The organism is Clostridium muellerianum (genome assembly GCF_012926525.1).
Classification (GTDB): Bacteria; Bacillota; Clostridia; order Clostridiales; family Clostridiaceae; genus Clostridium_AM; species Clostridium_AM muellerianum.
This window is the reverse complement of record NZ_JABBNI010000038.1, coordinates 1-12,355: the sequence shown is the minus strand read 5'-3', so window position 1 is coordinate 12,355 and position 12,355 is coordinate 1. Positions and strand designations below refer to the sequence as shown.

Annotated in this window: 10 protein-coding genes; 2 read left to right on the top strand and 8 right to left on the bottom strand. The window is 31.4% G+C overall.

The annotated features are described in order from the left end of the window. Nucleotides 1–540 precede the first annotated feature (540 nt). Nucleotides 541–1,587: a C40 family peptidase gene (locus HBE96_RS17810; protein WP_206154989.1), complete on the bottom strand. Its 1,047-nt coding sequence runs from the start codon at nucleotides 1,585–1,587 to the stop codon at nucleotides 541–543. Between the two features lie 411 nt (nucleotides 1,588–1,998). Between HBE96_RS17810 and HBE96_RS17805 the strand changes: the two genes are divergently transcribed. Then, a complete protein-coding gene (locus HBE96_RS17805) occupies nucleotides 1,999–3,042 on the top strand; it encodes a cell wall-binding repeat-containing protein (protein ID WP_169299072.1) in 1,044 nt (347 codons plus the stop codon). Between the two features lie 420 nt (nucleotides 3,043–3,462). Here HBE96_RS17805 and HBE96_RS17800 read toward each other — a convergent pair whose 3' ends face one another. Genes HBE96_RS17800 through HBE96_RS17785 form a run of 4 tightly spaced genes read right to left on the bottom strand, consistent with a single transcriptional unit; the run spans nucleotide 3,463 to nucleotide 6,943 of the window. After that, the gene (locus HBE96_RS17800) at nucleotides 3,463–3,756 is read right to left on the bottom strand and encodes a ferredoxin family protein (RefSeq protein WP_169299071.1); all 294 of its coding nucleotides are present in this window, start codon (nucleotides 3,754–3,756) and stop codon (nucleotides 3,463–3,465) included. After that, on the bottom strand, nucleotides 3,756–5,051 hold the full coding sequence (locus HBE96_RS17795) for an FAD-dependent oxidoreductase (protein WP_169299070.1): 1,296 nt from the start codon (nucleotides 5,049–5,051) through the stop codon (nucleotides 3,756–3,758). Before HBE96_RS17795 ends, HBE96_RS17800 begins: the two co-directional genes overlap by 1 nt. Nucleotides 5,052–5,054: 3 nt before the next feature. Then, nucleotides 5,055–6,146 carry an electron transfer flavoprotein subunit alpha/FixB family protein gene (locus tag HBE96_RS17790; RefSeq protein ID WP_169299069.1) on the bottom strand — a complete coding sequence of 364 codons (1,092 nt, stop codon included), beginning with the start codon at nucleotides 6,144–6,146 and terminating at the stop codon, nucleotides 5,055–5,057. Further along, nucleotides 6,134–6,943: an electron transfer flavoprotein subunit beta/FixA family protein gene (locus HBE96_RS17785; protein WP_169299068.1), complete on the bottom strand. Its 810-nt coding sequence runs from the start codon at nucleotides 6,941–6,943 to the stop codon at nucleotides 6,134–6,136. Before HBE96_RS17785 ends, HBE96_RS17790 begins: the two co-directional genes overlap by 13 nt. A gap of 305 nt (nucleotides 6,944–7,248) precedes the next feature. Here HBE96_RS17785 and HBE96_RS17780 point away from each other — a divergent pair, with 305 nt between their 5' ends. Further along, nucleotides 7,249–9,066 (top strand): urease accessory protein UreH domain-containing protein, encoded by a 1,818-nt coding sequence (locus HBE96_RS17780; protein ID WP_169299067.1) that lies wholly within the window; start codon nucleotides 7,249–7,251, stop codon nucleotides 9,064–9,066. Between the two features lie 176 nt (nucleotides 9,067–9,242). Here the strand turns inward: HBE96_RS17780 and HBE96_RS17775 are convergent, their stop codons facing one another. From HBE96_RS17775 to HBE96_RS17765, 3 genes are all read right to left on the bottom strand, one after another. After that, nucleotides 9,243–9,686: an OsmC family protein gene (locus HBE96_RS17775; RefSeq protein WP_169299066.1), complete on the bottom strand. Its 444-nt coding sequence runs from the start codon at nucleotides 9,684–9,686 to the stop codon at nucleotides 9,243–9,245. Nucleotides 9,687–9,749: 63 nt separating this feature from the next. Beyond that, nucleotides 9,750–11,117, bottom strand: a complete 1,368-nt coding sequence (locus HBE96_RS17770) for a sensor histidine kinase (protein WP_169299065.1) — start codon at nucleotides 11,115–11,117, stop codon at nucleotides 9,750–9,752. After that, a complete protein-coding gene (locus HBE96_RS17765) occupies nucleotides 11,117–11,800 on the bottom strand; it encodes a response regulator transcription factor (protein ID WP_169299064.1) in 684 nt (227 codons plus the stop codon). The genes HBE96_RS17770 and HBE96_RS17765 overlap by 1 nt, the downstream gene beginning before the upstream one ends. Nucleotides 11,801–12,355: the final 555 nt, after the last annotated feature.

The window sequence follows — 12,355 nt, the reverse complement described above, 5'->3', positions numbered from 1 at the left end:
TTTGTCATGCAGTCAAGGGTGGCGATTATAGCAACCTAATCTTATCTTTGAAAAAATAAGCAACCTCATGAGCTCTTACAAGCATATTTTTTGAGCGTTATTTTTTCATAGCAAACTTTACACTATCATAGAATTTATTTAATTATATCTATTATACTAGTATTATCATAAATTTAAATTTAATTATACAAAAACAAATTATTAGTTATGAACATAACAAAAATAAGAAGCTAATTGAAACATATAAAATTCTGTCTAAATCAAAATTAAAAAAGCCTTCTTTAGTTAATTTAAATTTATAACTTAAAGAAAGCTTTTAATATTTGTATAAATTTTTTATTAAAAAAATCATATATAAATCATGATATCTTTTATGTCTTATATCATTTTATGAACATACTAATTTTGTATTATATTCCCCAAGCCCTAACTTTTTACTACTCATAATTTACTATTTGAATTAATTATAGCTAGGAAATGTGAATAAAATATAGAAACTTTGTTTTTTTAAATTTGGCTATGCACTTACAAGTTTTCATATTATCTAACTCTTCTTGCTGTTAAATAATCATTTCTTGAAAGAGGCGAAATTTTAATTACATCTCCTGTATGTGGTGCATGTATATAAGCTCCGTTACCTACATATATGCCCATATGGTGCGGATTAGATTTTGTTCCAAAAAACACCAAATCACCTGGTTGTAACTGATCTCTTGATACTCCTACTCCATCATTAATCTGATCATATGTAGTTCTCCCTACTGACACTCCAAAATGTGCATACACATATTGAGTAAATCCTGAGCAATCAAAACCTGGGCTAGGTGAAGTTCCTCCCCATACATAAGGTGTGCCTAAAAAATTTGAAGCATAGGCTACAACATTATCATTACTTATAGGCGAACTTCCTCTAGATAGGGTTATCTTAGGTGCTTCACTTCTTATACTAGTAACCTGATTTACAGCTGCACTTACAGCAGTTTGTTCAGCTGCTGCATATTGTTTCTGCTGCTGTTTAGCTTCTTCTATTAACTTTTTTTGGTCATCTTTATTTTTATTAAGTTCATTTAGTTTATTCTCATTCTCAGATTTTAATGCCAATAATTTCTTATTTTCTGTTTTTAACTTGTCCATCCTATCGGCAATATCCTTTTCTTTTGTCTTATAATTTGAAATAATCTTATTGTCCAAGCTTATGATTTTACTAACCATATCAACTCTTGAAATAAAATCTCCAAATCCGCTAGAACCTAAAAGCATATCCAAATATCCACCAGAACCATTTATGTAAAGTGCTCTCATTCTACTATTAAATAGTTCCTTTTGTTTTTTCATATCAATTTCAACTATTTTTAATTCATTTTCGGAATTCTTTATATCTTGTTCTTTTACTAGTATCTGCTTTTTATTATCATTAATTTTATTCATTACCCCTTCTATTTGGTTGTCCAAATTTTCTATACTTCCTTCAAGCTGTTGAACCTTTGAATATGACTTAGTACTATTTGCTGGCTGAGCAAAAACCACACTATTAACTGCTACTGTAAATGCTAATGTCATTAAAAGTTGCTTTAATCTTCTATTCAATATTTCCTCTCCTAACTTTAATATTTATTCAGTATAAATATGTAAATTAATGCATCTATACTAAATAACATACTTTGGTAAATTGATATAGTATCTGTATTGGATACTTTACACAAATCCCTAAAGCTATAAAACATCATAACTTATTCCAATTCATCGAACTATAAGTTCCTTTGCATTATACAAGATTTTTATGTAGATTTTATGAAGACTTTATTATCAATAGATGATTTTTTATAATTTTCTACTTTAAAGGAAACATTAAATTACTCCTATGCAATTTATAAATATATAAATGGTGCCTTTGTATTGACAAGTTATTATTCCTTCTTAGCGTTATGCCATATGTTTATCACTAAATATATCTTTCAAACATATAATATCTACATATAACTTCTTAGGAGGAAAATAATGAATCGAAACTTAAGCAGATGTCCACTTACATCAAATACTACAAGAATATGCAGTAATAATTCTGTAGATACTGCTGTAGAAGTATCTAAAATTGTTTTTACTCACATGAAACCTAACACTGTTATATTAGTAAATAAAAATAGAGTCTTTGATGGGATAGCAGCAACACCCTTAGTTCATCTTCCAATCAATGCATCTCTCCTATTTACTGATGGCAATATGTTACGTCAAGAAACATTAAGTGAAATTTGCAGATTATCCCCTAAAGGTTACAACGGAATACATGTAATTTTAGTTGGCAATATTTCAAGGAATATATCTTTAACTCTAAATCATTATGGTTTTAGAACATACCATATAACAGGACGTAATCATTTTGAAACCGCTTGTAGAATACCTACTATAAGAAAAAAGTTTCAAAATATTCTTATAGTTTCTGGTGAAAATTACTCTGAGGGCATTATGGCTTCTTACTGGTCTGCACATCATGGAGATCCTATCCTGTATGTACAAAGGAACAGTATTCCTTACTGCACTCTTGAATCTATTAAGAAGATGAATGAAATAAATATTTATATTATAGGATCAACTAAAACTATATCAGAAGATGTTGAAAAAAAACTATCTCAACTAGAAAATGTTAAACACATATATAGAATTGACGGAGATACACCTTATGATATAGCAGTTAATTTTGCTAAGTTTAAAGACTCTAAAACCAAATTTGGTTGGGGAAGAAATTATAAAGAAGGACATGCATTTACCTTCGGAGAACTAGATCATCCAGTGGATATTATAGCTGGAGTGTCATTGGCTCATATGGGCAAGCACACCCCTCTTCTTTTAACTGGAAATAACATGATACCATCTGTGGTTGAAAAATATATTAAATCGATAAAACCTATACCTCCAAAAGATATGCCTCGTCCTCCATTTATGCATGGCTTTATCCTCGGTGATATATCCTATATTACCTATCCTGCACAAGTAATGATTGACAAAACACTTTCTATTGATCATGAATTAATGAGTATGGATTAGAGAAATATAAAAATAACATACCTTAATCATTTATATGATTTTACATGAAAATTTTCCATATAATAATTTAACTCCGGATATCTCCGGAGTTTTAAATATCGCAAAATATAGTCCCAGTCTCATTCTTATGCATTTATCCCATCGCTACCATTTAATACCCCCAGCTTTGTATGAAACTCCTTGTCCTATTGTCGAAGGAGTAAGTGATTCCCACTAAATCATAGATTTAGGCCCTCTGCCTAACTGGAGGATAGCTACTTTACACCCCTGGATAAGTTCTTCTAAGCCTCAGATGGGTAAAATGCCTAAATGGCATTTTACGAGTTCTGTTCTGGTAAGAGGTATTCCTCACAGGCAAACTCCACCTGAGTATAAGAATCACTTGATCACATCTCAATTTTTATATAACTCATAATTCTGTTATGCCAATCTAAACTGTATACCAAAGCCTCCCCTAGGGAAGTTCCAATCAATATTATCATAAGAACAAGCTATACGGCAGGCTCCACATTCAAGACAACCTTCATACCCAACAGTAATATGTCCATCCTTAAATTCATAAACATAAGCTGGGCAAATGAAAGTACAGGTCTTTTCATTACAATTTTCACATATAGACTGATCTTTTATATCTAAATGTGAAACGCTATCAACATTATAAGTATTTAAATACAGCTTATCATCAATATTAACTTTTACTTTTATATCCTCCATTATTTCATCGCCCTCCATATTTTAAATCCATCCATACCCATACTTAATATAGATTTTCCACCAGCCATATGTTTAATAGCTAATTTTTGCTTGTCCCTCTTTGATACTCCATCTACAGTAAACATTTCACTCATTACCTTGTTAGCTGCTGGTACATAATGATTGAAGAACTGTGGATTTTCTTCCATAGTTATGGATGCATTCTTATATTTTTTTAGATCCTTCATAACATAACTTTCTTTAAGTAGCTCCTGGTAATGTGAAAGTGTTTGTTCATTGAATTTACCTAGTTTCTTAGCCTGTATAATAGTCTCGGCGGCAAAACGTCCAGAGGTCATTCCTAAATTTGATCCTTCTCTATGAATACCATTTACAAACTGTGCTGCGTCACCAATTACTACTACCCCGTCTCCTACTAATTTAGATATACTGTTATACCCTCCTTCTGGAATTAAGTGTGCATAATACTCGCATACTTCACTACCTGCAATTAAAGGCTTAATAATAGGATGCTGTTTGATATATTCTAACAACTCATAAGGCTTAACATTTCTCTCACTCATCTGTGAAAGCAAAGCTCCACAACCAATAGATATATGTTCCTTATTGGTATAGATAAAGGCTGTACCTACCATCCCTAAGGTTCCATCCCCAAACATTTCTATGGTTGCTCCCATACCTTTATCCAGGTTGAATCGCTCTTCAATCTTATCTGAAGGCAGCTTTAATTCCTCCATAACTGCAAGGGCTACCTGATCTTTACGCCATTCTTTATGAAATCTAAGATTTTTAGCTAGTAATGAATTTACACCGTCTGCAAGAACAACTACATCAGCATAAATATCTCCATCCGGTCTATCTGTTCTGACTCCAACAACCTTATTGTTTTCTACAATACATTCTTTTACAACAGTCTCATTTACAATTAAAACTCCAGCTTCTACACATTTTTTTGAAAACCACTGATCAAACTTTCCTCTGAAGACTGTAAAATTATTATAAGGAGGCTTTGACCATTCCATTCCTTTATAACCTGTTTTTGTAACAGACTCTTTATCCAATAACCAAAAGTTTTGCTCAACAATAGGACGTTCAAGAGGTGCTTCCTTCCAAAACTCCGGAATAATCTCGTCCATCATATGGCGGTATAATACTCCACCCATAACATTTTTTGAACCAGGATATTTACCTTTTTCAATAACAATAACATTAAGACCTTCCTTTGCCATTACATATGCTGCTGCAAGACCGGAAACTCCTGCGCCTACAACAATAACATCAAATTTTTCAGCCACTCTTTACCCCTCCTTTACAATTGTGCATAAATCTTTAGTTTCTATATTTGAAATATCCTTTAGTACTTCCTTAAAACTATTAATTAATTTAGGTAATACTTTAAAAACATCTCCCTGTATTCCGTAGGTAGCTAACTTCATCATTTCACACTCTGAATCTGTATTTATACAAACTATAGTTTCAGCTCCCTGTATTCCAACAGTATGCTGTATTGCACCTGAAATTCCTATAGCAAAGTATATCTTTGGAGACACAGTTTGACCAGTCTGCCCAACCTGTCGTTTATGCTCCACTAAACCTTTCTCCACAGCACCACGGCTTCCTGCAACTATTCCACCAACAACCTTTGCTAACTCCTGAAGCAACTTAAATCCTTCCTGATTCTGCACACCTCTTCCACCACAAACTATAATTTTAGCATCCTCAAGTTTTGTATTTTCTGACTGTTCCTTAATAATTTCAAGCACCCAGGTTCTAAGAGATTTTTCTTCAATTTTGAAAGTCTCTCTAATTATAGCGCCTGTTTTATTTACTTTAGGCTCTGGCATTGGCATAACTCTTGGACGAACAGTCGCCATTTGAGGACGATGTTTTTCACATACAATAGTGGCCATTATGTTTCCACCAAAGGCCGGCCGACTAGCAAGTAATATTCTTTTTTCTAAGTCGATATCTAGCTGAGTACAGTCTGCTGTAAGTCCAGTTTTTATTGCAGTTGCAACAGCACCAGCTAAATCTCTTCCAGTAGTTGTTGCTCCCATTAACAATATTTCTGGTTTATACTTATCTATTAAATAGCAGAAAGCTCTATTATAAGTCTCAGCCCTATAAAAATGAAATACTTCATCATCTATAACATATACGGTATCCACACCATGTACAAAAAGCTCATGTATTATAGTTTCAACTTTATCACCTAATAAAACTGCACATACCTTTACTTCCAATTTTGAAGCAAGCTTTCTTGCAGCACCAATAAGTTCAAGAGTAACAGAGGCTAACTTGCCTTCCATTTGTTCTGCAAAAACCCATACATCTTCACTATTTCTTTCTGACTTTAAAACTTTATTAGAATCTGCAATTATAACTGCCATCTAACTATTCCTCCTTTTAAGCTATCTGTAAGCTGTTTTACCACCTCATCAATATTTCCCTTTAGTAATTCTCCACCAGATCTTTGAGTTGGAGGAAATATACGTCTAACTGAAGTTGGAGAACCTTTAAGCCCTAACTGACCTATATCTGCTTCAAAATCATTAATTCCCCAAACTGTTGATTTGTAGCGAGCTGCTTTAATCATATTTGATAATGAAGAAAAACTTAAATCATTTATATCTTTTTCAACTGTGATTAGACAAGGGAGCTTTGATTCAACAATCTCATAGCCATTATCAATTTTTCTGTGTATCACCACAGTATTATTTTTTAGATTTAAAGATTCTATTTTTTCTACATAGGTTAACTGAGGTATTCCAAGTCTAGAGGCAATACCTGGTCCAACCTGAGCAGTATCTCCATCAATAGCTTGCTTTCCACAAAACACTAAATCAATTGGATCCTTTTTACTTATTTTTTTTATTCCCATTGAAAGTATATAACTTGTAGCTAAGGTATCAGATCCAGCAAAAGCTCTATCTGAAAGAAGATACCCTTCATCAGCCCCCATTTCAATACACTTTTTAATAACTTCCTCTGCCTGTAATGGTCCCATTGAAATAATAGAAACCTTACCTCCAAACTTATTTCTAATTTTCACAGCTTCCTCTACTGCATGTGCATCATAGGGATTAATAATTGTAGATGCGCTTGATCTATCTAAGGTATTTGTTTTTGGATTCATTTTAATCTCTGTAGTATCCGGTACTTGTTTCACACAAACTAAAGTATGCAACTAAACAACAACTCCTTTAATTTTTATTTAAAATTATTATTTGCAATCATTTTTCATTATTTGTGCTCTATTATATAAGTCTCATGTGAAGAAAAAATAAAGATTAAGTAATAAAAAAATTTGTTTTAAAACAAATTTTAATATGCAGATATTTTTTATATAAATCTTCATAACTTCTACATAACTATTTTGTATATTATACCTATTAAATGTAATTGCACAGTAAAAAGTGTGCATATATACACGACCTATAAATAATTTTTTGATAAATAATAGTATTATTAATATACTGACGAGGTGAATTTATGAGTATTAAAAATATAAGATTAAAAGTATACAATATGACTTGTACATCTTGTGAAAAAATTATAGAAAAAGATTTAAAAAAATTAGTAGGAGTTTTTAATGCAAAAGCCAATTATGGTGATGAATTTGTAGACATAGAATATGATTCTGAACTTTGCAGCTTAAAGGATATAACAAATTGTATAAACAGTGCTGGTTATAGTACTGAGAATTCTTATAAATTTAGATTTGCCAGTATACTAATGATAGCAGTTGCCATTATTCTTATAGGTAATTCTACTGGTGGCTTTGATATGAATAATATGCTTAAAGGAGCAACTTGTTTTGTACTCTTTGTAGTTGGAGTTCTTACCTCCATACACTGTGTTGGAATGTGTGGTGGAATAATGCTTTCTCAAAGCTTATCTAATGAAAGTACCAATAAACTTCAGGCAATTAAACCTGCACTGCTTTATAATTTAGGAAGATTAATATCCTATACAGTTCTAGGTGGAATTATTGGTACCTTAGGTTCTGTACTTTCATTATCCATAAAAACTCAAGCTGCTCTTCAACTGTTTGCTGGTTTATTTATGATTATCATGGGACTTAATATGGCGGGTTTTACTTTCTTTAAAAAGCTTCAAATAAAACTCCCCTGGTCCTTTTGTTCTATAAAGAATAAGCCTAAAACTCCATTTATGGTAGGTATTTTAAATGGTTTAATGCCCTGCGGACCTCTTCAGACTATGCAGCTATATGCTCTTGGTACAGGCAGTGCTTCTAAAGGAGCTCTTTCCATGTTCATATTTGCATTAGGTACAGTACCTTTAATGTTAACTTTTGGTGCAGTTTCTGGCCTGCTAAGCAAAGGATACACTAAAAAGATTTTAAAATTTAGTGGAGTCCTTGTACTTGTTCTAGGGTTAATTATGAGTAACAGAGGTTTGTCTTTAGCTGGATTAAATGTTGTTTCATCTGTAGCTTCTCTTTTACCTCATAACAATCAATCTCTTGCTGCTTCTGGAGGAAATATCACTAAAGCTGTTTTAAAAGATGGAGTTCAGATAGTAAATATGACTGCAGATGGAAATGGATATACACCTAATGTACTGTATGTAAAGAAAAACATTCCTGTTAAATGGATAATAGATGGTAAACAAATAACTTCCTGTAACAATGCAATTGTAGTACCATCTCTAAATATAAAAAAGCAACTAAATAATGGTGAAAATGTAATAGAGTTTACGCCAGATGACAAAGATATAAACTTTAGCTGTTGGATGGGAATGATAACTGGAGTAATTCGAGTCGTAGATAACCTGGATTCTGTTGATACATCTAAGGTAGATCCTTCAACTCCACCAGCTAGTACTCCTAATTGCTGTAGTGGAGGTTCCGTATCTTCTAGCGGTAATTCATCAAATATGCAGCAAAGTCCAAGCATATATGGAGATGATCTAAACAAAGTTCCAACTGAAAGCCTAGTCAGTACTGCAATGGTAATTGGTAAAAATCAAAGTGCTACAATAAAAGGTATTGGTTATGAATTTAAACCTCTCATAATTGTAGTAGATAAAAACATCCAAACTAAACTAACCTTTGACTTGACTGCTTTTGATAACACAGAAGGAAAATTTGAACTTGTATCAGCCAAAACCGCTGAAACCTTTAAATCCTTTGATGGAAAAAAAGGAGTCATAGATTTAGATATTACCTTTAATGAAGCCTCTGGTTATGGAATAGTAAAGGATGGTAAAGTTCTAGGTATTATTGAATTGGTGGATGATATCAAAAAAGCTGACCTTGAAAATATCAGAAAAACCTATATTAAATAAAGCATTATTAAAACCTCTTCGTGTTATGATTTTTTACAAAATCTATATTACCCTAATAATATTCAAGAGTAACTTTGAAGCTGTTCTAATTATCATAATAAAAAACGGTATAAAAAAGTGATTAAATAAAAGTAAACTCTATATTTTTACTTTATTAATCACTTTTAGTTTAATAATTATTTCTCTATTGTAATCTTTGCCTTTTCTAGTTCAACAACATTTCCTATTGTGTCTCCTACCGGGCATCTTTTTTCAATGAATTCGATGAACTCTCTAATTTTTTCTTCTGAAGCATCACTCTTTATATGCATATTATATCTTATTCTCTGGTATCCCGGTCTCACATCTGATAGTCCCATAAATCCATCTGGATCCAATTCTCCTTCTAACTCTACCCAAAAATCCTCCAGACTTATTCCCATTTTTTTAGCAAAAGATGACACAAGAATTGTTTGGCATCCACCTAAAGCACAAAGAACTAATTCAACCGGATTCATTCCAGTATTAGTTCCACCTAATCTTTCTGGTTCATCAATGTCTACCTTAAACCCTCTTGCTTCTGATGTAACTGCAATACCTTTCTTTCGTCTTGTTGTTGCCCTAAATGTTGTTATGGCCATAATACCACTCCTTTATAAATTTAGTTAACATTACAACTACAAGTATATCCCAATCAATTAATACTAAACATTATTTCTAAATCGTATAGTAAATGTAGATCCTTTTCCTACTTCACTTTGAGCTTCAATAGAAGCTGAATGTAGAGTTAAAATATCCTTTACTATGGTTAATCCTATTCCACTTCCTTCAATTTTGTTTCTGCTCTTATCTCCTCTATATAACCTTTCAAATATAAAAGGTAAATCTTCCTTGCTAATTCCAATCCCAGTGTCTCTTATACTCACAATAATATTTTCTTTATCTCTACTTAAATTAACCCAAACCTTTCCTCCGTAATTTGAAAATTTTACTGCATTAGATAAAAGATTAATAAATACCTGCTTTAATTTGTCTTTATGTCCAATTACACTATAAGCTTTACCTGGTCTTATATTATAAACTAAATCTATGTTCTTCTCTTTTAATGCAATTGAAAAATCATCACATACTGCAGATAATAATTCATCTAATAAGATCATCTCTTTATTAATAGAAACTGTATCTTCTTCAAATTTTTTTAGGATATTTAGGTTATTTAAAAGTTTTCCAAACCTAATAACCTCGTCATTTAAACCTATTAACTGTTCCGTATTTACAGGATAAATTCCATCAATCATGGCTTCTAAGTTATTTTGAAGAATATTAAGTGGAGTTCTTATTTCATGAGATATATCGGAAACTAGCCTTTTTCTTAATAAGTCCTGATAATTAAGTTTCTCTCCTAAGGTATTTATACTACTTTTAAGTTTCTTGATCTCTAATATATCTGTTTTTACATCAGTTCTATAACTATAATCTCCATTAGATAGTTTTACTGATACATTTGACACTTCTCTAATAGGTACTGAAAACTGCTTTGAAATATACAGGCTGATAATTATTACAATAAGAAGGCTAAAAAAAATACTTGCAACAATTCCTTTGTTAATAGATAGCTTAAAATTCACATCATCAGTAGACAATAATACTGAAGAATATTGACCAATCTGTACATATCCAACAACATCACCATTATATTTAACTGAAAAAGTATTTGTAGTAAAAATTCCATTTTTACTATCCAAAGCTTTAAAATGTTCTTTTTCTCTAATGTCCTTTGGATCCATCATCCAAACCAACTTTTTATTTAAATCTAAAAGAGTTATACAATAATTGCTCATATATGCCTCATGCTTCATTTCACTTCCCGAATCTGCAGTCCATTTTTTATCTCTTTTATAAACCTCTTGAAAATACTGTACTATTCTATCATTTCTTTTATTCTGATTACTTACCATATATTCACTAAACTTATTATTTATTGTAATATTTACAAAAATAGCAGTTAGAAGTGCAGCTAGTATAGAGCAAGTTAAAATTATAATACTTAGCTTTCGCCTAATACTATACATCAATTATCACCACCAAACTTATATCCTAGCCTGGTAACTGTCAAAACATATTTAGGATTTTTGCTGTCTTCTTCTATTTTTTTTCTTATATTTTTTATATGAACATCTACTGTTCTGTCAAATCCATCAAAATCCATACCAAATACCCTATCAATTAATTGTTCTCTACTAAGAACCTTTCCTTTGTTTGCTGCAAGAACATATAAAATATCAAATTCATTAGGAGTAAGAGAAATTTCTTCTCCCTTAACTTTTACTATTCTGCTGTCTTTATATATTTGAATATTTCCATTGCCAAAAGATAAAATTGAGCTACTATTTACACATAACCTTCTGAATAAAGAATTAACCCTAGCAGCCAGTTCTCTTGGACTAAAAGGTTTAACTAAATACTCATCTGCACCTGTATTAAGCCCCTCTATTCTGTCTTCTAATGCAGATTTGGCAGTAACCATAAATATGTGCACATCAGATTTATCTCTTATGATTTTACATATTTCTTCTCCTTGAATATCTGGCAGCATTAAATCAAGTATTACTAAACTAAATTCAATGGAATCAAATAATTTCAAAGCTTTTAGTCCAGTTGTTGATGTATATACTTCATAACCTTCCTTCTCTAAATATGCCTTTTGAATGTTAGATACCTTTTCCTCATCTTCTACTATTAAAATCTTATTCATACTACTCACCTCAATTTTATATTGTAAAAAGCTAATTATAATATTAATCTTTATAATAACTGAACTTTATAAAGATTATATGTAGATTACACAGTTATATAAAGTTTATAGTAATCTTCTATTTTATATGTACTTTAAAGTTTGTTACTAAAAATCTTTATCCGATGACTATCCGATCTAATACTCCCTCGCACTCTGCAAAAGCGACTGTCACCAAATCAAGGAATTTGGGACATCTGCTTTTCTCCAAGAGGGAGTAAAGCAGATGTCCCTGAATTCATACGACTAAGAATCAGATAGGATTGCCCACCACCTTATTCTTAGTCTTAACTTCATAAAATCTTCACATGGTTAATTTATAGTATATATAAATCAAAAATTTAAATGTACTTTTTTTAATAACTATAGGATTGATAGTAACAAATATAGATAGTGTAAAGTTTGCTATGAAAAAATAACGCTCAAAAAATATGCTCGTAAGAGCTCATGAGGTTGCTTATTTTTTCAAAGATAAGATTAGGTTGCTATAATCGCCACCCTTGACTGCATGACAAA